The 26547-nt window shown below is 64.3% G+C and carries 32 protein-coding genes; 13 read left to right on the top strand and 19 right to left on the bottom strand.

The features are described 5' to 3' along the window. Positions 1–21: 21 nt before the first annotated feature. The 7 genes from CH293_RS14060 to CH293_RS14030 form a co-directional block, all read right to left on the bottom strand. Positions 22–1596: a signal peptidase I gene (locus CH293_RS14060; RefSeq protein WP_255122857.1), complete on the bottom strand. Its 1575-nt coding sequence runs from the start codon at positions 1594–1596 to the stop codon at positions 22–24. Next, entirely contained in the window at positions 1597–2181 is a 585-nt protein-coding gene (locus CH293_RS14055) for a SipW-dependent-type signal peptide-containing protein (RefSeq protein ID WP_094720566.1), read from the bottom strand. Further along, positions 2181–2678, bottom strand: coding sequence for a hypothetical protein (locus CH293_RS14050; RefSeq protein WP_094720565.1), 498 nt, complete (start codon positions 2676–2678; stop codon positions 2181–2183). Before CH293_RS14050 ends, CH293_RS14055 begins: the two co-directional genes overlap by 1 nt. Beyond that, complete coding sequence (locus CH293_RS14045) at positions 2675–3271, bottom strand: signal peptidase I (protein WP_094720564.1); 597 nt, start codon at positions 3269–3271, stop codon at positions 2675–2677. Before CH293_RS14045 ends, CH293_RS14050 begins: the two co-directional genes overlap by 4 nt. Next, entirely contained in the window at positions 3268–3822 is a 555-nt protein-coding gene (locus CH293_RS14040; protein ID WP_019667915.1) for a hypothetical protein, read from the bottom strand. The genes CH293_RS14045 and CH293_RS14040 overlap by 4 nt, the downstream gene beginning before the upstream one ends. A gap of 10 nt (positions 3823–3832) precedes the next feature. Then, positions 3833–4378, bottom strand: a complete 546-nt coding sequence (locus tag CH293_RS14035; RefSeq protein ID WP_094720563.1) for an alternate-type signal peptide domain-containing protein — start codon at positions 4376–4378, stop codon at positions 3833–3835. A gap of 404 nt (positions 4379–4782) precedes the next feature. Beyond that, entirely contained in the window at positions 4783–6075 is a 1293-nt protein-coding gene (locus CH293_RS14030) for an adenylosuccinate synthase (RefSeq protein WP_019667913.1), read from the bottom strand. A gap of 179 nt (positions 6076–6254) precedes the next feature. Between CH293_RS14030 and CH293_RS14025 the strand changes: the two genes are divergently transcribed. Then, a complete protein-coding gene (locus CH293_RS14025) occupies positions 6255–6920 on the top strand; it encodes a hypothetical protein (RefSeq protein ID WP_241483882.1) in 666 nt (221 codons plus the stop codon). After that, positions 6917–7690: a site-2 protease family protein gene (locus tag CH293_RS14020; protein ID WP_176460009.1), complete on the top strand. Its 774-nt coding sequence runs from the start codon at positions 6917–6919 to the stop codon at positions 7688–7690. Before CH293_RS14025 ends, CH293_RS14020 begins: the two co-directional genes overlap by 4 nt. On the opposite strand, the gene CH293_RS14015 is transcribed toward CH293_RS14020, so the two are convergent. Both CH293_RS14015 and CH293_RS14010 read right to left on the bottom strand, forming a co-directional pair. Next, positions 7671–8141, bottom strand: coding sequence for a helix-turn-helix domain-containing protein (locus CH293_RS14015; RefSeq protein WP_037112319.1), 471 nt, complete (start codon positions 8139–8141; stop codon positions 7671–7673). The genes CH293_RS14020 and CH293_RS14015 overlap by 20 nt on opposite strands. 34 nt (positions 8142–8175) lie before the next feature. Continuing rightward, complete coding sequence (locus CH293_RS14010) at positions 8176–9117, bottom strand: YafY family protein (protein ID WP_094720560.1); 942 nt, start codon at positions 9115–9117, stop codon at positions 8176–8178. 52 nt (positions 9118–9169) lie between these two features. Here CH293_RS14010 and CH293_RS14005 point away from each other — a divergent pair, with 52 nt between their 5' ends. Continuing rightward, entirely contained in the window at positions 9170–9634 is a 465-nt protein-coding gene (locus CH293_RS14005; RefSeq protein WP_176460008.1) for a pyridoxamine 5'-phosphate oxidase family protein, read from the top strand. On the opposite strand, the gene CH293_RS14000 is transcribed toward CH293_RS14005, so the two are convergent. The 3 genes from CH293_RS14000 to CH293_RS13990 all read right to left on the bottom strand — a co-directional run bounded on the left by CH293_RS14000 (position 9624) and on the right by CH293_RS13990 (position 12185). After that, positions 9624–10550 carry a cation diffusion facilitator family transporter gene (locus tag CH293_RS14000; RefSeq protein WP_094720559.1) on the bottom strand — a complete coding sequence of 309 codons (927 nt, stop codon included), beginning with the start codon at positions 10548–10550 and terminating at the stop codon, positions 9624–9626. The two genes, CH293_RS14005 and CH293_RS14000, sit on opposite strands and share 11 nt — an antisense overlap. A gap of 71 nt (positions 10551–10621) precedes the next feature. Beyond that, entirely contained in the window at positions 10622–11761 is a 1140-nt protein-coding gene (locus CH293_RS13995; RefSeq protein ID WP_241483883.1) for an aromatic acid exporter family protein, read from the bottom strand. A gap of 7 nt (positions 11762–11768) precedes the next feature. After that, on the bottom strand, positions 11769–12185 hold the full coding sequence (locus CH293_RS13990) for a DUF3151 domain-containing protein (protein ID WP_037112457.1): 417 nt from the start codon (positions 12183–12185) through the stop codon (positions 11769–11771). A gap of 433 nt (positions 12186–12618) precedes the next feature. On the opposite strand from CH293_RS13990, the gene CH293_RS28580 reads away from it, so the two are divergent. Then, positions 12619–13083, top strand: a complete 465-nt coding sequence (locus tag CH293_RS28580) for a hypothetical protein (RefSeq protein ID WP_255122856.1) — start codon at positions 12619–12621, stop codon at positions 13081–13083. Between the two features lie 123 nt (positions 13084–13206). Here CH293_RS28580 and fbaA read toward each other — a convergent pair whose 3' ends face one another. Beyond that, positions 13207–14247, bottom strand: a complete 1041-nt coding sequence (fbaA, locus tag CH293_RS13980) for a class II fructose-bisphosphate aldolase (protein ID WP_019667903.1) — start codon at positions 14245–14247, stop codon at positions 13207–13209. 170 nt (positions 14248–14417) lie between these two features. On the opposite strand from fbaA, the gene CH293_RS13975 reads away from it, so the two are divergent. Continuing rightward, complete coding sequence (locus tag CH293_RS13975) at positions 14418–15161, top strand: VTT domain-containing protein (RefSeq protein WP_094720558.1); 744 nt, start codon at positions 14418–14420, stop codon at positions 15159–15161. Between the two features lie 30 nt (positions 15162–15191). Continuing rightward, positions 15192–15842, top strand: coding sequence for a DedA family protein (locus CH293_RS13970; protein WP_094720573.1), 651 nt, complete (start codon positions 15192–15194; stop codon positions 15840–15842). Between the two features lies 1 nt (position 15843). Here CH293_RS13970 and CH293_RS13965 read toward each other — a convergent pair whose 3' ends face one another. The 5 genes from CH293_RS13965 to CH293_RS13940 all read right to left on the bottom strand — a co-directional run bounded on the left by CH293_RS13965 (position 15844) and on the right by CH293_RS13940 (position 19974). Continuing rightward, complete coding sequence (locus CH293_RS13965; protein ID WP_094720557.1) at positions 15844–16617, bottom strand: trans-aconitate 2-methyltransferase; 774 nt, start codon at positions 16615–16617, stop codon at positions 15844–15846. Positions 16618–16632: 15 nt separating this feature from the next. Next, the gene (locus CH293_RS13960; RefSeq protein ID WP_176460007.1) at positions 16633–17745 is read right to left on the bottom strand and encodes a glycoside hydrolase family 76 protein; all 1113 of its coding nucleotides are present in this window, start codon (positions 17743–17745) and stop codon (positions 16633–16635) included. A 43-nt stretch (positions 17746–17788) separates the two neighbouring features. Continuing rightward, complete coding sequence (locus CH293_RS13955) at positions 17789–18448, bottom strand: RNA methyltransferase (protein ID WP_176460006.1); 660 nt, start codon at positions 18446–18448, stop codon at positions 17789–17791. A 5-nt stretch (positions 18449–18453) separates the two neighbouring features. Next, positions 18454–19068 (bottom strand): DUF6636 domain-containing protein, encoded by a 615-nt coding sequence (locus CH293_RS13950; RefSeq protein ID WP_241483885.1) that lies wholly within the window; start codon positions 19066–19068, stop codon positions 18454–18456. Positions 19069–19170: 102 nt separating this feature from the next. Then, positions 19171–19974 (bottom strand): SDR family oxidoreductase, encoded by an 804-nt coding sequence (locus CH293_RS13940; protein WP_037112340.1) that lies wholly within the window; start codon positions 19972–19974, stop codon positions 19171–19173. Positions 19975–20062: 88 nt separating this feature from the next. Between CH293_RS13940 and CH293_RS13935 the strand changes: the two genes are divergently transcribed. Beyond that, entirely contained in the window at positions 20063–20515 is a 453-nt protein-coding gene (locus tag CH293_RS13935; protein ID WP_037112462.1) for a hypothetical protein, read from the top strand. Here CH293_RS13935 and CH293_RS13930 read toward each other — a convergent pair. Continuing rightward, on the bottom strand, positions 20480–21151 hold the full coding sequence (locus CH293_RS13930; protein ID WP_037112343.1) for a lysoplasmalogenase family protein: 672 nt from the start codon (positions 21149–21151) through the stop codon (positions 20480–20482). The two genes, CH293_RS13935 and CH293_RS13930, sit on opposite strands and share 36 nt — an antisense overlap. 161 nt (positions 21152–21312) lie before the next feature. Here CH293_RS13930 and CH293_RS13925 point away from each other — a divergent pair, with 161 nt between their 5' ends. The 6 genes from CH293_RS13925 to CH293_RS13900 all read left to right on the top strand — a co-directional run. Further along, the gene (locus tag CH293_RS13925) at positions 21313–21876 is read left to right on the top strand and encodes a hypothetical protein (RefSeq protein ID WP_094720572.1); all 564 of its coding nucleotides are present in this window, start codon (positions 21313–21315) and stop codon (positions 21874–21876) included. 91 nt (positions 21877–21967) lie between these two features. Then, a complete protein-coding gene (locus CH293_RS13920) occupies positions 21968–22423 on the top strand; it encodes a MarR family winged helix-turn-helix transcriptional regulator (protein WP_019667891.1) in 456 nt (151 codons plus the stop codon). A gap of 13 nt (positions 22424–22436) precedes the next feature. Beyond that, the gene (locus CH293_RS13915; protein ID WP_019667890.1) at positions 22437–23672 is read left to right on the top strand and encodes an MFS transporter; all 1236 of its coding nucleotides are present in this window, start codon (positions 22437–22439) and stop codon (positions 23670–23672) included. A gap of 203 nt (positions 23673–23875) precedes the next feature. Next, positions 23876–25699: a hypothetical protein gene (locus tag CH293_RS13910; RefSeq protein WP_094720554.1), complete on the top strand. Its 1824-nt coding sequence runs from the start codon at positions 23876–23878 to the stop codon at positions 25697–25699. Then, positions 25686–26276, top strand: coding sequence for a class F sortase (locus tag CH293_RS13905; RefSeq protein WP_020113341.1), 591 nt, complete (start codon positions 25686–25688; stop codon positions 26274–26276). Before CH293_RS13910 ends, CH293_RS13905 begins: the two co-directional genes overlap by 14 nt. Before the next feature lie 46 nt (positions 26277–26322). Continuing rightward, positions 26323–26547 (top strand): FAD/NAD(P)-binding protein (locus CH293_RS13900; protein WP_176460005.1); only part of this gene is annotated, 225 nt, incomplete at its 3' end.

Here is a 26547-nt window from a genome sequence, read left to right as displayed (position 1 = left end):
ATGTTTCGACTCTTTTCGGCTTCAGTTCAACAGGGCCGAAATCTCGGCCGGAACTTCCTCCGACGACGGGTCGACAACGCTCCGGCTCCACCCTCCCCCGGTTCCGTCCAGTCGAACCAACTGGCTCGGTCCGAGGAGCCACAGCTCGTCACCCGACGCCCAGGTCACTCCATAGCCGTACTCCGAGCTCGACGAGATCGGACCGCTGTACTGCACGTCGCCTGACGAGTCCGTGATCTGCAACGTCGGCGAGCCGCCGACACTCACCACCTTCGCCACCGCCGAGCCCGACGGGGAGGTTCGAGGCGCTACCAAGTCGGCAGGTGGTGGCGGAGATGTGGTGGTGGTCGGCACCATTGTTGTGGTCGTCGTGGATGGGGTCGTGGTGGTCGTTGCCGGTGGAACTGTCGTGGTCGTTGCCGGCGGAACTGTCGTGGTCGTTGCCGGCGGAATTGTCGTGGCAGACGGATCTGTGGTTGTGGGAACTGTCGTGGCGGGCTCTGGTTGGGGAGCAAGCCGAGCGCTTGCGCCCGCCGTACCGCACTGGGCTGACGGCAGCAGGACGATCACAACGCCGAAAATGATCGTGAACGATGGCCCGGGGAGAGAGACCGCTGACCCGGACACCGTTTGTACGCGAGCCGAATAGGTGCCGTTCAACGCACTGAGACTCAGGATCGCGCCGTTCGTAATTTCATGGCTGATAGTTGCACCAGTTGCACCCGTAGTAGCAACGGGGATCACTATGTCTGTGAAACCTGATCGAGTCAGAGTGATTCGATAGGTGTAGCTCGGTCCGGTCGACAGCCAGGACAAACGCACGTAAGACTGCAAACCGATTCCGAGGATGCTTCTGCTCAAGGTGTTACATCCCAGGCTGTTGGGCGCGGGAATAGGAGGTAGCGCAGTCGTGATCGTTCCGCTGGTGGATGTAGAGGTGTCGGACAGTGGCGCAGCCAAGGCCGCTGGCGGATTCGATGATGCAATGCCGACGGTACCGACCACGGCGAGAGCTACGAACACGGACAATGGCAGTTTGCTGTGCCTACCGCTGGGTCGATCGTCGAGCGCCGATTCTGGCACATTCCGACCATGCGGCCTCCACGCGATCATCAGAAGAACGCCGACCATCAGACCTCCCGCGAACACCGCGACGGGGCTGCTGAGCCACGTCACGACATACCCGAGCTTCGGCACGCTGAACAAGACGCGCCGAACGTCGGAGACGACGTACGGCTCGGCGTCGGGTTCGGCATTCGCGTCGCCTTTCAGGAACAACTCGGCACTGACGCTGCTCACTGCTCCGATATCCACGACTCGGTGGGTTATGCCGTTGCCCGCCGCGTTGGTCACGTTGACGATGTCACCCACCTGAATGTCGACCGCGGGCGTGGACTTACTCAGCGCAAGTGCACCCGTCTCGATGGCCGGTGACATGGACCCGGACCTGAATACCAGTGGCGTAATCCCGAACATGACCGCAGCCAGCGCAATCAGCACACACAGCAACCCCGCCAGTGCGCCCACCGTCAGCGCGATCTCACGCATCCACCGCCTCTTCGAATGCGCGCCTGAACGTTCCGCGTCGGTACTCATCTATGTCGACGTAGCCACGAGTGAGTAGGTGATGTTTCCCGTCGCCGGCGTTGCCGGGGCCGTGGCGGTCGACGGCATCGTGACCCTGATGCAGAGTTGGTCCGTTCCGCCGGCTGGGATGGGCCGATTCACGCCGGGGAAAGGCTTCGACGGAAACAACCCGGACACCGTACTGACTGCGGGCCCAGAGCAGTCCGAGTTCCCGTAAACGAAACTTTCCAGCAATCCGCCCAGACCTGTGTTGTTCGCTGCCACGGAAAGCGTGTAGTTGAACGGCACAGTCCCGGAGTTCCGCACGAGTAGCGGCGCAGTGACTGTATTGCCCGGGGCAATCGCGGTGTTGGTGAGGGCTGTTGCGAACGCAGGTGGATTGTTGTCGACCGCAGGGTTGCCGATCTTGATGTCGATCGTTCCCGTCGTAAATTCTCCGGACGTCGCCGTCGACGTATCCGACCATGCGGCAAGGGTTCCCACGGCTCCGAGACCCAGGACGATTCCGATGGACATGATGGCGCGAGCCCGAGCGCTGATCAGCGCCGAGCCGATCCGGCGAAGGACCCCTAGGTTCTGCTTGTGACTCGCCATCACGCGTACGCCCCTTCCTGATTCTCCGAAACACAACTCACGCTGTCTCCGTTGTCCCACCGCACAACCAGGTCGACAAACGCTCGGGAATTCTGGGTCGCATTGCCCGCATTCACTGTCATGTCGACGGTGGCACCGATCCGGCGCTTCTCATGTGCGCCGATCAGGACGGTGCCGCAACCCGATCGGTACTCCGTCCCATCGATCGACACCGTCAGCGATTCACTGAACTCTCTGCTGTCGGAGACGAGCTTCAGTTGGATTCGACCATCGTCGTCGGTGTCGTTGAAGACATGGAATGCAGCATCGCGCCGGTCACCGGGGACCCACCGAATCTCGTTGTCGAAGAGCGGACTCGGCAACGTCGGGCTCCATGTCTCGCCGTCGTAGCTGTATCCGACCGTCTGTACCGGCCGCGCGGAACCCGTTCCCAGCAACACCACGATTGCCAGCCCCGTCACCAGGACTGCGCACGGAACGGCGACGTTCGAATTCACGACGCCTCCCTTCGCTTCTTCCGGTGATCGACGCCCGCGCCGACGAACATGAATAACGCATAACCGGCGAGCCCGATCACGATGACGGTCACCGTGATACGGCGCTGTTCACCGTTGAGCCAATTGTTGACGTACCCCATGTAGGGCACGGAATACCAGACCTTGCCTCGGATTTGGCCGAACTGCACGGGGTTCTCGTCATCGGACCCGTTGTTGTCTCCGCGGGTGATGTACGTCGTGACACCGCCACCTGACTGCTGAGTCGCCACGATTCTGTGCGTCACCACATCAGGTTCACCAGAACGGATTTGGTATGTGATTGCCGTTCCGACAGCGAGTTCGGAACGATCGACAGGCTTGATCACGACCAATGACCCCGGCGGATACGTGGGTTTCATCGATGTCGTGAGAATGGTGTACGGCGTTGCCCCCGATACACGCGGGACGACAACGGTGACAGCGAGAACGAACAGCATCGCCGCCAGCAACGTGTACGACACGATTCGACTCACCCACCACCACACCCCGGTGCGCTCGTCCCCGTTCCTCTCGGGCGGGACAACGGGAATCACGTCGGTGTCTTCGGTGCTCATGTCTGATCCGCTCGGAACGAGAATTTCACGGTCGAGGACTGACTCTTCGGCGGGTCGATACCTACGGACACCCGAAAACACCAGACCTCCGCCGCTCCGGGGGCAAGCAAACGTGCGGCGGGTGCCGTCGGAGCCTGCGCCCCAGCGGCATTGCCGGTGTACAGCTGAGTTGCGCCGGTCGGAGCGGTCGTCGGCGGGCAATCCGCTGCCGCCCCGACCAGGCTTGCCGTCAACGTCAGCGGCACCGTTCCGGTGACCGTTGTGCTCTGGAGTCGGTAGTCGAAGGGAACATTTCCTGCGTTCTTGATCGACAACGAGGCCTGCGAAAACCCATTCGGACCGAGATTCGTCCCGCCGAGCGCGGCGAGCACGTAATCGTTCACCTCTGCCCCTGCGGGTCCGACCTTGATGTCCAAGGTCCCGGAGTTGATGGTTCCACCGCTCACGATGGCGTCGTCACGCCACAGCGCGCCCGTCGTCTGTGCTGATCCGAAAACCACCACAACGACGGACGCGGCTGCGAGTGCCCAGTATCGGCCGTGCTTGATCACTTCGCAGGGATCAGGGACGTACCTGGTCGAGCGTCAGCGTGAAGTCGTTGAGGCTCACGGACTCGTTCTGAGCAATCAGGTCGGCTGTGTCCTCGTCGAATGTGATCGTCACATTCACCGTGATGGTCTGCGGGGAGACCGTCAACGGCAACGGCACAATCGAACCGTTGGGAAGATCCGCTCCGCCCTCGATACCAACGGTTGTGTCGAGCGCTGCAGCCAGAGCAGGATCACCGATGACGTTGGTGAAGTCAGCGGTGATGCTCGCCCGCAGATTCGGACCCGCCCAATTCACGACGTAGTCGGTGGAGTATTCGAGGACGTCACCGGGGACGATCAGGAATCCGGAAGGATCCGATCCCAGATCAGCATTCGGGGTTACGGACGTTTCAGTCCAAGTGCCAGCGCCCACAGGATCGAAATTCAACTCCCCCGAGTTGATGTCACCGCCACCGACGGTTTCCTCGTCCTGCCACAGAGCGAAGGATCCCAAACCGCCGAGCAGCAAGACAGCTGCCGCCCCCGCGGCTATGGCGCCTTTGGTTGCCTTGTTCATTCGTTTCTCTCTTCGTGTGGGCCCGTTGGAAGGCCAGTGAGGGACCCGGCGTTCTTCGGGTCGAGCCGGTCGGTACCGGCCCGCGCACCTGGTGCGACGTCCATTGTTTCGCAAGTACCAAGTGGTCTGTTACCCCTGCGAATGTAAAAGTCCGAAGGTCTTTTTAAGAGCCTTTTACCTAACCGACAGTTACACCAACGCGGTCGATGTAAAGCGTCGATTCATTCGATCGCAGCACAGAAAGAGCCGAGGCAGTCAGCGAAGAGGCTCAGACCGACGACCTACGGTCGCGTATACACGAAGATAACGACCGACAAGTATTTTTCGATGTGCGTCGGCCGAACCAAGCCATGAGACGACTAAGGCCCCGCAACGCGTACGTTGCGGGGCCTTTGTCGGATGAATCAGGAGTTCAGAATGTCCCGACGAACGATGGTCTGGTCACGTCCGGGGCCGACGCCGATGCAGGACATGTGCGCGCCGGAGAGCTCTTCGAGCCTGAGTACGTAGTTCTGTGCGTTCACCGGAAGGTCTTCGAAGGTGCGCGCTCCGGAGATGTCCTCCCACCAGCCTGGCATCTCTTCGTAGATCGGCTTGGCGTGGTGGAAGCCGGTCTGCGTCATCGGCATCTCGTCGTGACGGACTCCGTCGACGTCGTAGGCCACGCAGATCGGGACCGTGTCGAGGCTGGAAAGCACGTCGAGCTTGGTCAGGAAGTAGTCGGTGATGCCGTTGACGCGGGTCGCGTAGCGGGCGATGACCGCGTCGAACCACCCTGTCCGACGCGCACGCCCGGTGGTGACGCCGACCTCGCCGCCCTGCTTCGCGAGGTATTCACCGGAGTTGTCGAAGAGCTCGGTCGGGAAGGGACCCGACCCGACGCGCGTCGTGTACGCCTTGAGGATGCCGAGGACGGTGGTGATCTTGTTGGGTCCGATGCCGGAGCCGACTGCCGCGCCGCCCGCCGTCGGGTTGGACGACGTCACGTACGGGTAGGTGCCGTGGTCGACGTCGAGCAGAGTGCCCTGAGACCCTTCCAGGAGCACGGTTTCGCCACGTTCGAGAGCGAGGTTCAGCTCGAGCCGAGTGTCCGCGATGCGGTGCTTGAACTTCTCCGCCTGCCCGAGGACCTCGTCGACGACCTGCTGCGGGTCGAGAGCGCGTCGGTTGTAGATCTTGGAGAGCACCTGGTTCTTGAATTCCAGTGCTGCTTCGACCTTCTGAGTGAGGATCTTCTCGTCCAACACATCGGCTGCACGGACGCCGACGCGTGCGAACTTGTCCTGGTAGCAGGGTCCGATTCCGCGGCCGGTGGTGCCGATCTTCTTCGCTCCGAGGAAGCGCTCGGTGACCTTGTCGATGGCGACGTGGTACGGCATGATCAGGTGCGCATCGGCGCTGAGCAGCAAGCCTGACGTGTCCACGTTGCGCTCCTCGAGCCCGGCCAGCTCGGTCAGCAGAACGCCCGGGTCGACGACGACGCCGTTACCGATGATGTTCTTGACGCCCGGCGTCAGGATGCCCGACGGGATCAAGTGGAGTGCGAACTTGTCACCGTTGGGGAGCACGACGGTGTGGCCCGCGTTGTTGCCACCCTGGTACCGAACCACCCACTGGAGTTGTTCGCCGAACAGATCGGTTGCTTTGCCTTTGCCCTCGTCGCCCCACTGGGCGCCGATCAGGACTATCGCCGGCATGTGCTCTCCTGGTGTCTCTTCTGTGCAAAAACTAGCTGTGTACTCGACGTACGGGAGGTTGCTTCCAGGTGTGGAGGCAGGCCGGGGGGTCAGTCTAGCCGAGGCGGTGTGGCACCGGTCATGGCGCTACGGTGGAGACCGAGCACCAGGCCACAACCACAGAACCGCACGGGAGCACAGTGACACCGTTCGTCTTGCACTGCGGAAACCCTCCGCTACCGATCTCGCTGACGGATGTGCCACTGACGTCGGCGTCGGAAGTTCCCACCAACGACGAGTGCGACGCCCTCCTTGCCGAGGCCGCCGGGTCGCCCGGCCCGCGCGTCATCGTTCTCGGCGGCGACGCGTCCCTCGCGGCCGTGTTGACGAGGCTGATGCGCACCGATCGCCTCGACGTCGAAGTCGCGTTCGTTCCCGAGTCGGCGACGGCCGCGGCGCATGTCTATCGCCTCGGGACCGGGTCGCGGGCCGCGAAGGTGGCCATGACGGGCACGGCGGCGCCGACCCCGCTGATCCGTGACGACGCGGGCAAGGCCGTGGTCGGCCGGGCCGTCGTACACGGTGCTTCCGGTCGCGCGCTCGAAGGCGAGGCCTACGTCGACGACACCAAGTTGTTCTCCGGCACGGCGCATGCCGTCGAGATCGTCCCGACGCCGAACATGCCCGGGCTCAAGGCCCGCGTCACCGGTGGCCGACGCCTCCTCCCGCACCGGTGGGCCCACGGCCGCGCCATGCAGCTCGGAGCGTACGCAGCCAGCCTGACTCGCGACGGCGTCCCCGGCGACCGAGAAGTGAAACGATCGACGTTCTACCGCCATCACGTGGAGTGGTTGTTGGTCCGGTGAGCCTCCCTCTGCGGAGTCGACGCGTTCGCCCGAGCCCGGTCTTCCTGGCTGTCGTGGCTGCTGCGGTGATCGGCGGTGTCGTGGCGTGGACTGCCCAATCGCCTGCCGATGTCTCGGCTCGAATCGGCGTGTTCGTCCTCGTCCTGGCCGGGTGGATCGTGACGGTGTGCCTGCACGAGTTCGGTCACGCCTACACCGCGTTCCGGGCCGGTGATCGCGAGGTCGAACTCCGCGGCTACCTGACATTGAACCCGCTGAAGTACAGCCATCCGCTGCTGTCGATCGTGCTGCCGGTGGTGTTCATCGCGATCGGGGGGATCGGTCTTCCCGGCGGCGCGGTGTATCTCCGCACCGGAATGTTCGAACCGAGGGTTCAGCGCAGAATCGCTCTTGCCGGCCCCGCTGCCAACCTGGTGTCCGCGGTGATTCTGCTGGTCGTGATCCGCGTCTGGGGAACGGGTTCGGATCATCGCGCATTCTGGTGGGGGTTGAGCTTTCTGGCGTTCTTACAGGTCATGGCCACGGTGTTGAACCTGCTGCCGGTTCCCGGCCTCGACGGCTACGCCGCGATCGAGAACAACCTGTCCCACGACACCCGCCGAGCGCTGGCCAATTTCAAGCCGTACGGCATCCTGATCCTCGTCGCGTTCCTGTTCGTGCCACAGGTCAACATGGTGTTCTTCGACGCCATCTACTGGATTTTCGGGCTTTCCGGCATCCCGGACATCTACGCGCAGTACGGCAACTACCTCATGCGGTTCTGGCTCTGACTTCGAGATCGTCTGCAGCGACCGCCCGTCCGTCGGCGCTCCTGACCTCCACCTGAACCGGGCCGTCGCCGGCTGTCACCACCAGCGGTCCACGGCCGGACTGCAGGTACTTGTCTCCCCATTGCATGAGCCCGAGTACGACCGGCAGCAGGTCGTTTCCCATCTCCGTCAGCAGGTACTCGTACCGCGTCCGCTGGCCCGGATCCCGGTAGGGCGACTTCACGAACAGTCCGGCCTCCGTCAACTCTTTCAACCTCGCCGACGCCACGGCCTCGGTGATCCCGACGCGGGAGGCGAACTGATCGAATCGTGTTGCCCCGTAATATGCCTCACGCAGGAGGAGAATGGCCGAGCGTGTGCCGACGACACCCATTGCCTTGTCGATCGAGCAGTGGTTCGCCGTCCACGAATCACGGTCGGCGAGGGGACCCGACAATGTCATCGCTGTCATGACCCGAGACTACCCTGACTTCAGTTGAATGCAGTCAGGAGTTTCGAGACGCCATCTCCGACGCCACCCGGTGCAGCGCCCTCCGCAGTGCCACCGGTTCCAGCACTTCGACGCCACCTCCCAGCGTCGTCAGCTGCCCCAGAGCGACGTCGAACGTCTCGAGCCGCAGGTCGACGGTCGTCCACCCGTCGACGTCGGCGTCCGGGAGTGCGGGAGTTGCTTCACGACCGACGACAGCAGGGAGAATGCGAACAGCGTTCGCGGACAACCTGACTCGGCAATCGAAGGTCAGCAGTGCGCGATCGAATTTCGACGCCGATTCCGTCCACCATCGAGCCAGGTCGAAGCCGTCGGGCCTGGCCACCGGTTCCGTGCGCGTCCTGGCCCCTTCGGCTCGATCGATGCGATACGACAGAACGGCGCCTCTCCGGGCAGCGACGAGGTACCAGACGCCCGCCTTGGCCACCAGCCCCAGCGGGGCGACGGTGCGCGTCGAACCCCGATAATCGAGGTCGAGCTGCCGACCCGCCAACACAGCCGCGCTGATCACCTTCAGATGCGGGGACGGTTCGACGTCGGTGAACCAGCCCGGGGCGTCGACGTGCAACCGCTCACGCCACATCTGCGCGCCGGCGCGCAACGGCAGCGGCAGTGCGCCCAGCAGCTTGGTCTCGGCCGCAGCCGTAACGTCGGCCAGCCCCAGGTCTGCGGCCACGGACGGCACGCCGAGCAACATCAACGCCGACGTCTCGACCCCGGACATGCCGGACAGCTTCGACTGCCATCCGTCCAGCAACCGCACTCCCCCGCCCGGCCCGGACTCGGTCCAGAGCGGGACCCCGGCGTCGAGCAACGCGGTTATGTCGCGGTAGATGGTGCGCACCGACACTCCTGCTTCGTCGGCCAGCGCCTGTGCTGTCGTCGCACGGCCGTGTTGTAGGGACAGCATCAACTGCAGCAGCCGCGAGGAACGCACACGCCGATATTACTGACAGAAGGTGTCAGCGATGTGCCTGCATACTGCTGGCATGACGACATGGAAAGAGTTCGAGTCCGACGCGCCCGATCTGGCGAAGTCGGTGGCTGCGCGGTTCTCCGCCCACAAGCACCACGTCCTCGCGACACTCAGGCAGGACGGCTCTCCGCGCGTCAGCGGAACGGAACTGGAGTTCGTCGACGGACAGTTGCGTTTGGGGTCGATGCTCAACGCGCTCAAAGCCCGAGATCTGAAGCGGGACCCGCGCTTCGCTGTTCACAGCAATCCCGGGCACCACTCGATGGAGGGTGGCGATGCGAAGATCGCGGGCACAGCCGTCGAACTGACCAACCCCGATGCACTGCAGAAGATCTTCGATGCAGCACCGCCGGAACTGACGCCCTACAACGTCTTCGATCTCGACATCACCGAAGTGGTGCTGACCTCACTCGTCGACGATCACATGCAGATCGAGTTGTGGCGACCGGGAAGCCCGGTGAAGACGTTCACCAAGTGAGTTCGTTCTTGCACGCTGATCCATGGGAGGTCGGCTCGACCTGAACGGTCGCATGGTCCAGACCGTAGGCCGCGAGCACCGTCTTGGCCCGGTCCAGCAGAACCGGGCCCGAGCCGTCGCATTCGAGATGCACGGTCGCGACGTCCATACCCGTGGTGAGGGTCCACACGTGCAGATCGTGCACACCGACCACGCCGGGTAGCGCAGCAAGATCGGCTTCGACGGCTTCGACGTCGACGTGACCGGGGCTCGCCTGAGTGAGGATGCGCAGCGCTGAGCCCGCCAGCTTGATTGCCCTCGGAATCACCCACAACGAGATCAGGACACCGACGACGATATCCGCCCAGGTCCACCCGAACACCACCATCACGAAACCGGCGACGAGCACGCCGACGCTGCCGACGGCGTCGGCGAGAACCTCCATGTAGGCACCTCGCACCGCGATGCTGTCCTTCGCGTCGCCGCGGATCAACAGCATGACGACCAGGTTCGCGACCAGACCTGCTGCCGCGGTGACGATCAGCGCCATACCGGGGATTTCAGGTGCGTCGCCTATTCGATCGATCGCCTCGTACATGATGAACGCGGCTACGCCCAACAGCAGAACGGCGTTGGCGATGGCCGTCAACACCTCCGCACGATGCCAGCCGAAAGTCCGCGCTGCGACAGCGCTTCCCCTGCGAGCAAGCAGAAGAGCCACAAGCCCCATCGACATTCCGAGAACATCGGTGAGCATGTGGCCGGCGTCGGCGAGCAAGCCGAGAGAGTTGATGATCAACGCGACCGTCGCCTCGAGAACCAAGAAGACCACGAGAATGGCCAGCGCAATCACCATGTTGCGGATCCGCTTGGTGGACGGCCCCGCCGTGCCTCCCGCGCCCGTCATGCCGTGACTGTGCCCGTGCCCCGCGCCCATCACATCCCCTTCCGTCGATGCCGGACCTCACCATATGCGTACATACGCATATGTGCAACGGTCCCGGCAGGTCAGAACAACTCTGGCGTGACGTCCGGCTTGGCGACGGTCGGAGGAAGCGTCGCGAGAGCCGAAATTCGCTTCAGCCCCGCAACCTGCAAGAAGTCGACGATGATCGATCGAAGTTGGGCAAGCACCACCGTCGCCGACAGACCCGCATTGGAAATCAGCTCGGGCTTCGCGCCGGCCGCGACGGCACGAAGCACCCTCGCGGCCTCCGCTGCGTCAGGCTGCCTGCCCGGGTCGGCGAGAACCATTCGGCGCAGCACATCGGTCGCCTGAGCCAACTTCTCCACCTCGTCGACGACGCGGGGATCGAGAATCTCGTCGTCCCGCACCAGCGTCAACGATCGGCGAGCCAACACCCGTATGTTTCGGATCGCGTTGTCGATCGGATCTGCCGTCTTGGCCAATCCCGCCAGCCTGTTCCGATGACCCCAGTACAGCGGAGAGATCCGGGCGATCTCCCGGCCACCCTTCAGATTCGTGCGCAGCGCATCGATATCGGACTGGGTGGCGCGAGCCTTCTTCAAAGCCTCCTCGATCGGCTTCGGATCGTTGGCGACGAGGCCGTCCGCGACCTTCTGAAGTACCTCGGACGCCGTCCCCAGCACCTTGGCCGCATCCTTCCTCGCTCGCCACACCGGATGCGTCGGAATCAAGGCGACGATTGCGATGCCGACCAGACCACCGGTCAAAGCGTCGACCATTCGGTCGATGCCACCGGAATTTCCAGGAGGAATCAGCGTCGCGACCAACACAGCCGACGAACCCGCCTGCATCGCGATGATCGGACCGCCGTCGAGAAACACCGCCGTCGACATCGCGAGCGCAACCACCAGCGCGATCTGCCACGGCCCGCTACCGATCGCCGAGATGATCAGGTCGCCGACACCGATACCGACCGTGACGCCGACCACCAACTCCGCCGACCGGCGCATCCTCGCACCCAGCGACACACCGAGCGACACAACTGCAGCGATGGGCGCGAAGAACGGATGCGCATGGCCGACGATGTCGGTCGCCACGAACCACGAGACTCCCGCCGCCAGCGCGCACTGAACGATCGGCAGCAACGACAGCTGCAACCTGGCCCGGCCCGCCCTGACACGGGCCTTACCCCGCCGAGCCGTCGGACGCAGCGTCGTCACCGCATGATCAGCCGAGACCGAGGGCTTCCGCGGCTTTGGGATCACTGTCTTCGAGGAGGTCGAGGCACCGGGCGTACTCGTCGTTCTCGCCGATCTCACGCGCAGCCTTCGCGAGAACAGCGACGCAGCGGAGGAATCCTCGGTTGGGCTCATGGCTGTACGGGACCGGCCCGAATCCCTTCCATCCGTTGCGGCGGAGCTGATCGAGCCCGCGGTGGTACCCCGTGCGCGCATAGGCGTACGCAGTGATGGTCTGACCCGCGTTCAACGACGCCTCGGCCAGATAAGCCCAGGCGATCGACGCCGTCGGGTTCTCGGCCGCGACCTTCGCCGGGTCCTCGTGGTTGAGCAACGCGGACTCTGCCTCGTCGTCGCCGGGCAGAAGCGTCGGCTGCGGTCCGAGCAAGTCACCGAATGAAGTCATAGGGACCATTGTGCCCTGCACGCATTGCGCTTGTTCCCCGACACTCACCTCGCCTGCGTCCGGCTACCCTCCCTGGACCGTTAGGCTTTCGTTTTCGAAAGAGTCGTGGATGAGGCAGGAGCACCAGGTGTCGGAGAAAGACGAAACGAAGTCGGAACCCGACACGTCGGACAGCACGCCCACGCCACCGAAGCTGCCCGACACCACGCCTGAGAACCAGACCGAGGCCGAGACGACCGCGATTCCTGCCGTCGAGCCACCTGCCACGCCTGTACCGCGACCCCACGCTGTACCTCAGCGCATTCCGGCTCGAGGGGAGGTTCCCCGCCCAGCTCAGCAGCCGGCCGGTCCTCGTCCACAGCCTTCTGATCGCTCCGCAAGCTCCGCAGGCTCCGCTCCGGCGCCGTCTGGTCGCTCCGCAGGCTCCGCTCCGGTGCCTTCTGGTCGCTCCGCAGGCTCCGCTCCGGCACGGAAGACGAGCAAGCGCTGGCTCGGCGCGCTGGCCGCTGCGGTTGTCGTGATCGTCGCAGTCGGTGCCGCCGCGTTCTTCTATCTGTCGCGTGACGGCGGCGAGAATTCGCCGGAGGCCCAGATCAGGACGTCGGTCACGTCGTTCACCGAGGCGTTGGCGAGCGGGGATCTGGCGACGCTGAGATCGTCGTCGTGCGGGGACCTCGCAACGTACTACCGGGACATTCCGGATGCGGAGTTCGCGGACGTGCACCGCGTGGCCGTCGAGCAAGGAAACGTGCCGGTGATGGAAGGCATCGATGCCGTTCAGATCACCGGAGACACTGCGATCGCGCAGATCATCGCGTACACCGAGGCGAATCCGAACGAGCGGTCACCGCGGACGTTCGATCTGCGACTGGAAGACGAAACCTGGAAGGTCTGCTGACCCACTCGTGAGTGGAAAAGTCAGGCCCGGGCCTACCGGGAGCGGAGCCTGCGGAGTGACCCACAGGCCTACCGGGAGCGGAGCCTGCGGAGTGACCCGCAGGTTCCGCTCCACTCAGGTGGGTTAGCCGGCGCTTACGCTGCGGCCTGCGGATTTGAGGTCGTTGCATGCCTCGATGACACGAGCGGTCATACCGGCCTCGGCCTTCTTGAGGTAGCTACGCGGGTCGTAGGCCTTCTTGTTGCCGACCTCGCCGTCGACCTTCAGCACACCGTCGTAGTTGCTGAAGAAGTGTCCGGCGATGGGGCGACTGAACGCGTACTGGGTGTCGGTGTCGACGTTCATCTTCACGACGCCGTAGTCCAGAGCCTCTTCGATCTCGCTCTTCGCCGAACCCGATCCGCCGTGGAACACGAAGTCGAACGGCTTGGAGCCGGCGGCGAGGCCGAGCTTCTCCGACGCCACGCGCTGACCGTCGGCAAGGACGGACGGCTTCAGCTTCACGTTGCCGGGCTTGTACACGCCGTGCACGTTGCCGAACGTCGCGGCGAGTAGGTAACGCGAACCCGCATCTCCCGCACCGAGTGCCTCGACGGTCTTCAGGAAGTCCTCGTTGGAGGTGTAGAGCTTGTCGTTGATCTCGGCCTCGACGCCGTCCTCTTCACCGCCGACGACACCGATCTCGATCTCCAGGATGATGCGGGCAGCTGCTGCCTTGGCGAGCAGGTCCTTGGCGATCTCGAGGTTCTCGTCGATCGGGACTGCGGAACCGTCCCACATGTGCGACTGGAACAGCGGGTTGCGGCCTGCGTCGACGCGCTCCTGCGAGATAGCCAGCAGCGGACGGACGTAGGTGTCCAGCTTGTCCTTGGGGCAGTGATCGGTGTGCAGCGCGATCGTGACGTCGTACTTGGCTGCCACCACGTGAGCGAACTCGGCCAGCGCTACTGCACCGGTGACCATGTCCTTGACGCCGAGGCCGGAGCCGAACTCGGCCCCACCGGTCGAGAACTGAATGATGCCGTCGCTTCCGGCGTCGGCGAAACCCTTGATTGCGGCGTTGATGGACTCGGAACCAACGCAGTTGATCGCTGGAAAGGCGAACTGGTGTTCCTTGGCCCGGCCAAGCATCTCGGCATAGACCTCGGGAGTTGCGATCGGCACGGCGTCATTCCTCCATGTGAAGAGATTGATTGTCCGTTGCAGTATGGCAAGCCTCCGGCACGCCTGTCGCGGTACCCACCTGATCACTTCAGGCCCGAACGTGACTAATCGGACATTGCATCGGTGGCAATTCACCAGCTGTTGTTCAGGTCGGCCCAGGTTCGGCCGGTATGGTGGGCGCCGTGAGTCTTCTTGCCGCCTCGGAATCCGTGACGACGAACCTGGCGCTCCTGCCCGGGTTTCTCGATCCAGTGAATTTGCTCAACTCGTTCGGCACCTGGGTGCTGGTCGGGTTGCTGCTCGTCGTCTTCATCGAATCGGGGCTGCTGTTTCCGCTACTCCCGGGTGACTCCCTCCTCTTCACCGCAGGCCTCATCGCCGCATCGAAGTCCGACGAGATCCCGCCGTTCGCCCCTATCGTCGTCCTGCTGATCACGATCCCGATCGCCGCAATCGCAGGCGACCAGGTCGGATACTTCATCGGACGTAAGGGCGGGGCCGCGCTGTTCAAGTCGAACGACGCGAAGTTCTTCAAGAAGAAGTACATCGACGAGTCGCACGCCTTCTTCGAGAAGCACGGCCCGATCACGATCATCCTCGCGCGCTTCGTCCCGATCGTGCGGACCTTCGCGCCGGTCGTCGCGGGCGCCTCGCACATGAAGTACTCGATCTTCGTGACGTACAACGTCGTCGGCGGCATCCTGTGGGGCGCGGGTGTCACCATGCTCGGCTACCTGCTCGGACAGATCCAGTTCATCCGCGACAACGTCGACTACATCTTCCTGCTGATCGTCTTCGTCTCGGTTCTGCCCATCGTCATCGAGGTTGGCAAGCGCATGCTCCGAGCCCGCAAGACACCGCTCTCGGAGGCCGCTGACGCCATCGAGACCCAGCAGGACCGTCCGAGCGCTTAAAGTGCGGGTGTTGCAACCGTGATCGAGGCGATGGGTCAGTTCGGCCCACTGGAAACCGCAGGCCCGCTCGTGGTGTGGCTCGTGGTGGTGACGTTCGCCTTCATCGAATGCGCCGTCATCATCGGCCTGTTCCTTCCCGGCGACTCCATGCTGATCACCGCCGGAATCGTGATGGCCACTCACGCCTCGGGCACCGGCCACATCTGGGCGTTGTCCGTCGGCGCGATGATCGCGGCCATCGCAGGCAACCAGGTGGGGTACGTCATCGGGCACCGCACCGGTTCCACACTCGTCGCGCGCAAGAACGGCAAATACCTCAACACCAAGAACCTGCACAAGGTGAACCTTCTACTGGAGAAACACGGTTTCTGGGCCGTGCTCGTCGCGCGTTGGATTCCCTGGGTGCGGACGCTCTGCCCGATGGTCGCGGGCGCAGCCAAGATGAACCATCGCCGCTACACGATCGCCAGCACTCTCGGCGCGATCATCTGGGCGCCGGTGCTACTGCTGGCAGGCTTCTACTTCGGTAGCTTCCTCGAGATGGTGCCGTGGCTGCTGCCCGCAGTCCTGATCGGGATGATCGTGCTCCTGGTCGTCGGGACCGGCCTCGGCATCTGGCAGTACCGCAAAGAAATGTCGAAGCCCTCCGAGACCATCGAGGTCGAAGAAGTCCTCGAGTAACTCAGTTTTTCCGTGCAACGACGAAGATGCGTCGGAACGGAAACAGCGTTCCCGACGCGGTCTGCGGGTACGCGTCGCGCAGAAGGTCTCGATACTGTTCGACGAACACCGGCCGGGTCTCGTCGTCGAGTGCATCCAGGACGGGCCGCAGGCCAGTTCCCGTCACCCACCGCAGCACCGGGTCCACGCCCTGCAGAACGTGGACGTAGCTGGTCTCCCACGCGTCGACGGTCAGTCCCGCGTCGAACATCGCCGACGCGTACTGCTCGGCGGAGTCGACGCTGTCACCTCCGCGTAGAACGCCGCTGAGAGTCGACGCCCACTCGTCGGATTCCGCGAGGCGACGCATCAGGACGTGAGAGGGAGCGTCGAAGTTGCCCGGTACCTGGAAGGCAAGGGTGCTGGACGCGCCCAGTTGCGATGCCCACGTCGCCAGAAGCTCTCGGTGGTGAAGTACCCACTGCAGGGCCGCATTGGACACGACGACGTCCACGCCGGTCGCGTCGAAATCGGAGATGTCACCGCGCCGGATGGTCACGCCGGCAGGCAGATCCGACGGCTGATCGGCCACCATGTCGGCCGACGAGTCGAGTCCGGTGATGTGGGCCGACGGCCACCGCTGCGCCAGCGTGGCGGTCTGCACGCCGGTGCCGCATCCGAGGTCGACGACGGTGGCCGGTGATTCGTTTCTGATCCGAGCGACCAGTTCGTAGTACGGACGCGTCCGCTCGTCTGCGTAGTGCCCGTACACCGTCGGATTCCACGAAGTCCCCATAGACCAGTACCTTAGCTAACGAAAGCCTGCGTCGGCCACGGTGTACGCGGCCTCCATGAGCATCCAGCCGCTGAGCTGAACCGCGAAATCACGTTCCGGCACCGCCGACGACCGCACTGTTCCGCCGCTGAACGTTGCCACAGTATGCCCCGGCCCAGGGAGCGTGGCCTGAGATTCCCACGCCGCACCGAAGAGTGGATAATCCTCGACTTCCAGTCGGTTCTCCCACGCCGCTTCCGCCGACGCGAGCACGATCGACGCAGCCAACGCACGCGTGGTCCGATCGTCGTCGCTGTCGCCGGGCAACGTCGTCGCGACCATCGCCAGGTAGCGGGCCAGGATGCCGTCGAACAAGCCGCCGTCGCCGCCTCCCCCGCCGACGATCACCAGGTCACGACACAGTCGAGCGTCCACCGCAGCGACCAGTGCCTGCACCCGTGCACGATGACGTGGGTCTCCCAGTCGCACCGCAAGTTCCGTTTCGACGCCCAGCACCACACCTTGGCAGTAGCTGTAGATCGCACGATCGAGCACGTCGCCGGTACGTATGCCGTCGAAGATCAGACCCGTGTCGGGATCCCTCAGCGTTGCGTCCATCCAATCGGCCATGGCCTCCGCTCGCCACAACCGACCCGTCCTGGCCAGCAGGATCGACGCCGGTCCGTTGGCCGGGGCGTTGTAGAAATCGTCGCCCTTGCGCCACGGGATGCCGCCGCCCGCCTGCGGAGACCATGCGTCGAACAATTCCATCTCGATCTTCTGAATGCCGACGCGGTTGCCGACGGCAAGCAACCGTTGAGCGCGTTCGAGAGCAAGCCCGAGCCAGGCCATATCGTCGTAGTAGTTGTTGGTCCAACCGGTGATGTTCCGAATGCGGTGCGCACGAGCGATCTTGGTGACGCGCCTACGTCTCTTGGCGGTGGGCTCGCGGCTCGCTGCGTCGACCGCGCACTCGAGCAGGTGCGCCTGCCACCAGTAATGCCACTTCAAAAACAGTCGCTCCCGCCGAACAGGCGGCCACGCCACGACACCGAGCGCCGTACCCGGCAACCCCCACAGTCGACGCACATGTCGTGCGACGACGGCCCCCTCCGCAGCGTCCGCGCGCTGCGCCCATAGCTCCTGCATGATCGGCAATCCTGCCACTTGCCCGGGGGCGAAGCACAAACAGTCAGGGCCACGCTTGTGACAAGTCGGCATGACGCCGGACCCACGAGTGCATGGCAATCCCGGCGGCGACACCCGCATTGATGCTCCGAGTGGACCCGAACTGCGCTATGGATACCGTCATCGACGCGCCGTTGCGTGCATCCTCGGTCACCCCCGGCCCCTCCTGCCCGAACAGAAGCAGGCAATCCCGCGGCAGTTCTGCGGTTTCGATCGGCACCGAACCCGGCGTGTTGTCGACGGCGACAACCGTCAAGCCCTCGGCCGCGGCGAAAGCGAGTACGTCGCCGACGGTGTCGTGATGATGGATGTGCTGGTACCGGTCGGTCACCATCGCGCCACGCCTGTTCCAACGACGCCTTCCGACGATGTGGACCGCCTGCGCTGCGAATGCATTCGCGGTACGTACGACCGTGCCGATGTTCGCATCGTTGGCGAAGTTCTCGATCGCGACGTGCAGCGGGTGGCGCCTCGTGTCGATGTCGGCGACGATCGCCTCTCGCGTCCAATAGCGGTACGCATCGACGACGTTGCGCCGGTCCCCGGCGTCCAGCAGGTCCGGGTCGAACTGCACACCCGTCGGCCGGGGTTCTTCGTGGTGCTCTTCCCACGGCCCGACACCGTTGGGGTTGTCTCCCCACTCGGTCGGACCGGGTAGATCCATGTCGCTCAATAGATTTCGTTACTGTCGGCAGCAATTCGGAAGCCGTGGCCGGTCTCGTCGTTGGTGCACGAGATACCGTCGGCAGTCGACTCGCAGGAGTACCCGTCGGCGTTGATCACCTGACCGACAGCAAGCGGAGGATCGATCGTCTCGCCGCCCGAGGTGTACACCGCACCACCGGAGCACATGAACTCCGCCGCACCGTCGTTGGTGACACGAATTCCGTTGCCCCAGCTGATCATGCAGTCCTCGGGCCGCGGGGGCACCGGCGTCGTCGTGCCCTGACATCCCGCTTCGGTCCGGCTGGCCAGTGTGACGATTCCACACTGGAACAGACCGTCCGGCGACGAGAAGTAGTACGCACCGTCGAGCGCTGCGTACGTCGTCTGCGGCGGCGCCGGCTCGGGGGCAGGTTCCGACGGAGGCGGCGGCGGAGCTTCGGTGGGCGGCGGCGGCAACACCGGTTCCACCGTCGTCGTCGGCGGCGCGACGGTTGTCGTCGTAGTAGCCGGTGCGGACGTCGCATCCGCACCGGATTCGCTACCGCACGCGGACAGCACCGCCACAATCGCCACCGATGCTGCCAGTACCGAACGCTTCTTCAAGCGCGCTCTCGCCATGAAAGAACCCGACCCCACTTTCGCTCACCATGTTGCAGAGCGACCCTACCGGCGAACCGAAACCCGTGCCGTTCGGTGGTGTGTGGCAGGGGTCGCGCAGGATCAGGTGTGGCTCAGACGCCGGTTGACTTCGCGGGTGAGCCAGGCCGGAGAGAACCTGGACCCGAGCGACAGCGCCTTGGACTGCAATCCGACCGGGAAATGAACCTTGCGCAGTGCCTTGTTACGCCGCAGCCCCTTCGCGGGGCGGGTGGCGTCGAAGATCGCCTGGGAGACGTCGTCGGCCGTGAGCTTGATGCCGAGCGAGTTGGTCGTTCCGGTGGAGACGCCCTGGGTCATCGCGGTCTGGACGAACAGCGGCCACATGGCCTTGACGGAGATGTCGTACTTGGCCCACTCGAGGTCGAGCGCCTCGGTGACACCGCGGACGGCGAATTTCGTCGCGCCGTAGGTGACCAGCTCCGGCTGACCGTAGATGGCCGACGCCGAGCACAGGTTCACGACCTGGGCGTTCCTGGTCGCCTTCAGATACGGGAACGCCGCGAGAGTGCCGTACACGACGCCGTTGAAGTTGATGTCGATCTGGCGCTTGTGCACCTCGAGCGGCATCTCCTCGAACTGGCCTGCAACGAGAATGCCCGCATTGTTGACGAGGACGTCGAGCCGGCCGTGGGCCTCGGCGTCGAACTCCTTCAACCGAGCCTCCCACTGCTTGGGGTCGGTGACATCCAGGGTGCCCGTCACGACGCGTCCGCCGGCGGACGTGATCTCCTTGCCGAGTGACGCCAACCCGGTTTCGTCGATGTCGTAGGCCCCGACGAGGTATCCGGAGCGAGCGAACTTCAGAGCAGTGGATCGTCCGATTCCGGCAGCGGCGCCGGTGATGAACACAGTTGGTGTAGACACTTCGACAGAATAGGCGTTACCAGCGTTATCGGTAAGACCCTCGACTGCATTTCAGCGGTATTCTGGCTGTGTCGCGTAGGAGATGTGGGTGAATCACAAACGAACGTTGCGAGCGGTAGTAGTTGTCACAGTGGGCTACGTCGTCGTTCTGGCGGCGTGGGCGCTCTGGTTCCGTCCGTCGGCGCCGTCCGGAACACTCCCCTATCAACTCGCCGCGCTGGTCGCCGGATTCGGAGCTGCACTCGGTCTGTCCATGCTGGTGGCCAACCGGCGGACGGCCGAACAGAGGCAGATCGCACGCAACGGTGTCGAGGGCTGGGCCACCGTCGAGGAAGTGCACCCGCTCGACGACACCCGCAGCGAACTTCAACTGCAGTTCACCGTTCCCGGCTCGGAGTCGTTCTCCGGCCGGATCGTCTATGCCATTCCCCGCTCGGAGATCTCGAGGTTCGCCGAGGGTGCAGTCGTTCCGATCATGGTGGATCCGGACGACCACCACCGCGTACTACTTCTTCCGAGACAGACCTTCGACGAGGAATAGCTGAGCCACCGCGTAGGTCGCGAGGACGACTCCCTCCGCCGCTCGCCGATGCGACTCCGTGGTCAACAGCAGCCGCCGCGCCACTATCAACGCGTCGGACAGGGTGAAGAGCACACCGCCGACAGCGATTCTCGACGCCGGATCCGACCCGGGGACCACGACACCCGCCACCGTTCTCGCCCCGCGCGCAAGCGTGGGATCCGCCGCCAGCGTCGACATCGATGCCAGGGTCAGTCCGTACGCGCCGAGTCCAGGCGCGACATCGGGCGAACGCGCGGCCATCGACGCGACCGCAAGAAGCCAGCCCGCCGCTCGCGGCGCCGCTGCCGACGGGGTGACGCGTGCACCTCGAGCCCGGAGGAGCCAGCAGTAGCACCCCTGCATCACGGCGAACGAGGCCGCACCATGCAGGATCCGCGAATCGTCGTCCGGGTCGAGAAGAAGAACGTCGCCGACGGTCGCCGCTGTGAGTGCCAGACCGAGCGTCGACACAGGCTTCGGCAACCCCACGACCAGCGATGGAGCAATGAAAGGCTTCGCGAAGCGATGCAGTCTGTCCGCGCCGAGGACGGCTCCGAAGACCGTCGCGGCCGATGCCGAGGCGAAGGCGATTCTGGACAACGTCGCGCGGTTCATCGACTCACCTCGATGGTTCGTTGAACTAACCAATTGTGTGATGCTGGCCCCTTCGCCTTGATTCAGGGCTCCCCACCTTGTCATCGTTGGTAGGTAAACACACGACTCGACACGTTGGGACGACAATGCGCCGGAAACACACAGATGACCGTCGGGCGACCATGGAGGGCCTCGCCTACGCATCGAACCCGCTGCTCCGTCGCTCCGACCGCATCCAGTCCCGGTTGAAGACCATCCTCACCACCCTGGCAATTCTGATGCTTCCCGTTGCTGCTTGGCTTGCCATGACGACGCTGTCGTTTCAGAACGAGCAGGTCTCGGCGCAGCAGTACACCCGACACGCCGTCACCGCCGAAACCGTGTCCGTCACTCCCCCCTCGCCGCTCGTTCAGTCCGACTTCAGCTCGCAGAGCAGCTCCACCGTCGACGCCACCTGGACGCACCAGGGCGTCGAGCACACCGGCCAGGTGTCCGTCGTGAGCGGCTCGCCGGTGGGTACCGAAGTGGATATCTGGGTCGACGACAACGGCATCCGGGCATCACAGCCACTGTCGAATTCCGACGCCATCGCCGCCGCCGCCTTCACGGGCATCGGCAGCCTGTTCCTGGCCGGACTCCTTTTCTACGGCATTTACTCCGCCACCCGGTTCCGCCTCGACAACAAGCGCGACGCGGACTGGGACCTCGCCATCAAGAACTTCATGGACGAGAACAGCCTGAGCTGAACGTCGTACCTACGTGAAAGTCCCGGCCACACGGCCGGGACTTTTTCGTTTCCATCGCTGGTTTGCAAATATAGTTAGCTTATGTAAGCTTATGGGAGTGCAGCAACCGTCTTCCGATCAGCATCTCCGCGACCTGCTTTCCGAGCTGGTCACGGGATCGTCCCGGTTCGTTCGCCTCGCCGCGCACTTCGGCTCCGACGAGTGGCCCAAGGCCTGGATGCGAGCGCTGTCCCTCCTCGAGGAATACCAACCCCTACGAGTCAGCGACTTCGCTCGCCTCGATCGCTGCTCGCAGCCGTCGGCGACGTCGCTGCTGGGAAAGCTCGCCGCAGCGGGGCTCGTCGAACGCACGACCGACCCGAGCGACTCGCGCGCGGTCGTCGCCCGGATGTCCGACGCCGGCGCCCAATGGCTGGCCGCCGGACGACGCCAGATCGCCGACGGCCTGCTGCCGTACCTGTCCGAACTGGACCCGGAGCAACTACAGAAACTGACCGACGGACTGAGCGAGCTTCGCAGCGTGCTCAAATCGTCGATCACGGATTGAAAGGAACCTCGTCGTGGGGAACTCAGCCGTGAGTACGAACACCGAGAGCTTGCTGAAACAGCCGAAGGCCGTGTGGGCAGTCGCTTTTGCGAGTGTCATCGCCTTCATGGGTATCGGCTTGGTCGATCCCATCCTCAAACCCATCGGCGAACAACTCGATGCGTCACCGTCCCAGGTGTCGTTGCTGTTCACCAGCTACATGCTGGTCACCGGCGTCGCGATGCTCATCACCGGCGTAGTGTCCAGCCGCTTCGGCCCGAAACGGACACTGCTGGCCGGTCTTGCCATCATCGTCGTATTCGCTGCTCTCGCAGGAGTTTCCGGATCAGTCGGCGAGATCATCGGATTCCGCGCCGGCTGGGGTCTCGGAAACGCGTTGTTCATCGCAACTGCGTTGTCGACGATCGTCGGTGCCGCATCGGGAGGCGTCGCGCGCGCGATCATCCTGTACGAAGCAGCACTGGGTATCGGCATCGCAACAGGACCGCTCGTCGGTGGTGTGCTCGGCGGATTCTCCTGGCGTGGACCGTTCTTCGGCGTTGCGGCGCTGATGGCCGTCGCGTTCATTCTGTTGATCGTCATGCTGCCGGACACTCCCAAGCCCGCTCACACGACGTCGATACTCGATCCGTTCCGTGCACTTCGCCACCGCGGACTGCTCACTGTCGGCATCACCGCACTTCTGTACAACTACGGTTTCTTCACCCTCCTCGCCTACACCCCGTTTCCGCTCGACATGGGCACGTACAGCATCGGTTTCATCTTCTTCGGCTGGGGCCTGTGCCTCGCCGTGGCATCGGTGTTCCTCGCCCCGAAGTTGCAGCGCGCGTACGGAACTCTGAACATGATGATGCTTTCGCTGCTCCTCTTTGCCGTCGACCTCGGAGTGATGGCCCTGTTCACCGAGAACAAGACGGTACTGATCGTCGGCACCGTCGTCGCCGGACTGTTCCTCGGCGTGAACAACACGCTCATCACCGAAACCGTGATGATCTCCGCACCCGTGGAACGCTCGACCGCCTCGGCGGCCTACAGCTTCGTCCGCTTCGTGGGCGGCGCGGCAGCACCGTACCTCGCGGGCAAGCTGGGCGAGAGCAACGCTCATGTCCCGTTCTGGGTCGGCGCGGTCTGCACCCTGCTGGCGATCGTCGTCCTGTCGACCGGCCGCAAAGTCCTCGCCCACGTCGACGATCACGACCCCGCACCTCACAGTGTCGATGAGGCCCGGGCAGTCACCGTCGGCGACTGAGATTTCTCCCGCTGGTGTTCACTTTCGTCACACCAACACCATCAGTAACAGTTGCATAACCAATTCCTTGGTAAACCCTGAGAGACCTTTCGGTCCGTTACGGTCCATGAAGCACAAGTACGTGTGCCTCACTAAAAGCATTTCCGGATCGGGACGGAGGTGTCGGTGGCTCCGGCCACCAGGACCGAAGGGCTTGAACATCCATGTCACAGAAGTCGATCGCCCGTTCGCGGAGGACTCGCATCGCCGCCGCCGGAGCCGCCGTCGCACTCTCCTTCGCACTGGCTGCACCAGGAATTGCCGCAGCACAGGAGGAGACTCCGCCACCGTCGAACAGCGTCGCCGAGCAGGCACCTACCGATCCGCCGGCCGACGAGCAGGCGCCCACCGGGGAAGCAACCACGCCGTCGGGAGATGCACTCGTGCAACCGCCTGCGGATGTTCCTGCACCCGGCGCAGGTGATGCGTCGGCAGCAGCGGTGCCTGCCCCCGAAGCACCGTCGACCGATCGACCTCTCCCCCAGGTAACGGGCGGGGTCGTGTTCAACGACGACGGCACGGCGACGATCAACGTCGACATCGTCCCGCAGCTCAGCGACGCCGAGAAGCAAGCGCTCGCGGACGCCGAGGCCAAGAGCAAAGCCGCTGCGGAGGCATCCACCGCGGCGCAGGCTCGTCTCGATGCAGCCGTCGCCGCTGATGCCGCGGCAAGTACCGCGGTCACCAAGGCAGAGCTCGCTGCGGCGGACGCGGTGGTGAAGGCCAAGAAGGCCGACGCCGACGCAACAGCCGCCGAACTGGACCGCATCGCTGCCGTCGGAGCGGTGAACAAGGCCAAGGCCGACACCGCAGCTCTCGAAGCAGCGAATACTGCGGCTGCACAGGCCAAGACCGACGCCGACACTGCCGCAGCCACAGCCCTCGCCGAGGCAGACCGGTTGGAAGCCGAAGCGGCCGGTGCCGGTGACCCGGAAGCGGTGGAGGCCGCAGCGGCAGCACGTGCCGACGCGACCGCCAAGGCCGAGCTTGCTGCCACCGCGTCTGCCGATGCCGAAGCAGCTGCCACGGCGCTGCAGGATTCGATCGTCGCAGTGCAGGATTCGTTCAAGACTCTCAACCTCGCCAAGGTGAGTGCCGCTGTCCGCGCGGCGGCGGCCAGAGCAGCCGAATCGCTGTCGGCGGCCATTGCCGCACGCACAGCGTTGGACGTCTCCGCGGCAGCCGAGGCCAACGCACGGGATCTCGAAGCGACAGCGGCGACGTCGACGGAGGCAGCAACCGCCGCGAACAAAGCTGCTGCCGACGCACGGACCGCTGCGACTGCAGCCCAGGAGAAGGCCACCGCGGCTGCGGCCGCGGCAACGCAAGCGCAGGCCGACCTCGACGCAGCGCCGTCGGATGCGGATATCGCAGCGCTCGAAAAGGCCGCCGCCGATGCAGAGGCCGCGGTCGAGGAAGCCAATGCGGCACTGGCCACCGCGGAAGCCGACGTGACGCGAACCGAAGCCGATCTGACGGCAGCTCAGGCCGCGTCCGACACCGCAGCAGCGGACGTGAAGGCTGCGCAGACCGCAGCGACCGAGGCCAAGACGGCAGCCGATGCAGCGACCAAGGCCGAAGCCGATCTGAAGGCCAAGGCAGCTGAATTGGCAGCGAGCGGACCGAAATTCAGCTGGACCATCAACATCGGCGGGACGACGAAGGACGACGTCCCCGTGACCCAGGTCGACGACACCACGGTGGTCGTCGACGAGACCGGTGTGGAACTGGTGGGCGTGTCCAACGAGGACGGATCGTTCACGGTCGCGGACTACTTCACCACCGACGACGACGGTGTCACCGTCCTTGCCGGAGAACTGCCCGCTGTCGATCTGGCACTGGGCGATTCGTCCACCGAAGCGTCGGGCGATTCGGACAGCTCGTCCGCGACACCGGCAATCTTGGCCGGCGTCGGCGTCGTCGCTGTTGCCGCGGTGGGTGGCGGGCTCTACCTGCGTCGTCGCAACTCGACCGATGCATCTGCGTAAGTTCGCAGTCGCGATCGCTCTGGGTGTCACACTGACCGGCTGTGCGCAGTCGGAGCCGGCCAGTGTGACACCGCCCGATCGGTCGGCGGTGGAGGCGCAGATTTCTGCGGCTCCACCGTCTCCGGTTGCTCCCGCGCAACCGGAGTGGATCGAGCTGCGCTCCGCCGAGTCGCAGACCTACATGAGCAGCACGGTCAATCCCGATGGCCTGTACCGCGACTCGTCGCAAGTACTCAACCCCGTGGACGAGCGACCCGCGTGGTGGGCCGAGAGCGGGCTACCCGGAACCGACACTGAGCAGACAGTGGTCGTGGTGGGCCACAACTACTCGACGCGGGACGCACCGTTTCGGTCACTCGGAGTGGCGCAGGTCGGCGACATCGTCGTAGTGCGCACAGCGACCGGCACTCTCGAATACGGCGTCGAATCGGTCGGGCCTCTGCCGAAGGGTTCCCTCCTGGCCGACAACGACCTGCGAGCGCAGGTCCCCGGCCGACTGATCCTCGCCAACTGCGACGTACGCAACGGCGAGCCGACGGGAGACAACTTCTTCGTCGTCGCGCAACTAGCCGGCTGATCAAATGGGTGGTTGCATCTATGCGCATGATAACTACGATTAGGGGATGAACGAAACAAGACCTCTCCGCGTCGCCATCGTCGGCGCCGGACCCGCAGGCATCTACGCCGCCGACGCACTCATGAAGTCCGACACAGATGTCAGTATCGACCTGTTCGAACGTATGCCCGCGCCCTTCGGCCTCATCCGCTACGGCGTCGCACCGGACCACCCCCGCATCAAAGGCATCATCACCGCCCTGCACAAGGTCCTCGACAAGCCCCAGGTCCGC

It is taken from the genome of Rhodococcus sp. 14-2470-1b (genome assembly GCF_002259415.1).
Lineage (GTDB): Bacteria > Actinomycetota > Actinomycetes > Mycobacteriales > Mycobacteriaceae > Rhodococcoides.
Note: the sequence above shows the minus strand (reverse complement) of the source record. Positions and strands in the feature narration are given on the sequence as shown.

Bases quoted from the DNA above. Each gene is read 5' to 3' on its own strand.
- CH293_RS13990 (WP_037112457.1), bottom strand. From the start codon at position 12,185: ATGACTTCATTCGGTGACTTGCTCGGACCGCAGCCGACGCTTCTGCCC.
- CH293_RS14035 (WP_094720563.1), bottom strand. From the start codon at position 4,378: ATGAACAAGGCAACCAAAGGCGCCATAGCCGCGGGGGCGGCAGCTGTC.
- CH293_RS13930 (WP_037112343.1), bottom strand. From the start codon at position 21,151: ATGAACCGCGCGACGTTGTCCAGAATCGCCTTCGCCTCGGCATCGGCC.
- CH293_RS14000 (WP_094720559.1), bottom strand. From the start codon at position 10,550: ATGGGCGCGGGGCACGGGCACAGTCACGGCATGACGGGCGCGGGAGGC.
- CH293_RS14060 (WP_255122857.1), bottom strand. From the start codon at position 1,596: ATGAGTACCGACGCGGAACGTTCAGGCGCGCATTCGAAGAGGCGGTGG.
- CH293_RS14045 (WP_094720564.1), bottom strand. From the start codon at position 3,271: ATGAGCACCGAAGACACCGACGTGATTCCCGTTGTCCCGCCCGAGAGG.
- CH293_RS14005 (WP_176460008.1), top strand. From the start codon at position 9,170: ATGACGACATGGAAAGAGTTCGAGTCCGACGCGCCCGATCTGGCGAAG.
- CH293_RS13970 (WP_094720573.1), top strand. From the start codon at position 15,192: ATGGGTCAGTTCGGCCCACTGGAAACCGCAGGCCCGCTCGTGGTGTGG.
- CH293_RS13920 (WP_019667891.1), top strand. From the start codon at position 21,968: ATGGGAGTGCAGCAACCGTCTTCCGATCAGCATCTCCGCGACCTGCTT.
- CH293_RS13975 (WP_094720558.1), top strand. From the start codon at position 14,418: ATGGTGGGCGCCGTGAGTCTTCTTGCCGCCTCGGAATCCGTGACGACG.
- CH293_RS14030 (WP_019667913.1), bottom strand. From the start codon at position 6,075: ATGCCGGCGATAGTCCTGATCGGCGCCCAGTGGGGCGACGAGGGCAAA.
- CH293_RS13960 (WP_176460007.1), bottom strand. From the start codon at position 17,745: ATGCAGGAGCTATGGGCGCAGCGCGCGGACGCTGCGGAGGGGGCCGTC.
- CH293_RS13925 (WP_094720572.1), top strand. From the start codon at position 21,313: ATGGAGGGCCTCGCCTACGCATCGAACCCGCTGCTCCGTCGCTCCGAC.
- CH293_RS13955 (WP_176460006.1), bottom strand. From the start codon at position 18,448: ATGGATCTACCCGGTCCGACCGAGTGGGGAGACAACCCCAACGGTGTC.
- CH293_RS14015 (WP_037112319.1), bottom strand. From the start codon at position 8,141: ATGACAGCGATGACATTGTCGGGTCCCCTCGCCGACCGTGATTCGTGG.
- CH293_RS13950 (WP_241483885.1), bottom strand. From the start codon at position 19,068: ATGGCGAGAGCGCGCTTGAAGAAGCGTTCGGTACTGGCAGCATCGGTG.
- CH293_RS13910 (WP_094720554.1), top strand. From the start codon at position 23,876: ATGTCACAGAAGTCGATCGCCCGTTCGCGGAGGACTCGCATCGCCGCC.
- CH293_RS14055 (WP_094720566.1), bottom strand. From the start codon at position 2,181: ATGGCGAGTCACAAGCAGAACCTAGGGGTCCTTCGCCGGATCGGCTCG.
- CH293_RS13905 (WP_020113341.1), top strand. From the start codon at position 25,686: ATGCATCTGCGTAAGTTCGCAGTCGCGATCGCTCTGGGTGTCACACTG.
- CH293_RS13965 (WP_094720557.1), bottom strand. From the start codon at position 16,617: ATGGGGACTTCGTGGAATCCGACGGTGTACGGGCACTACGCAGACGAG.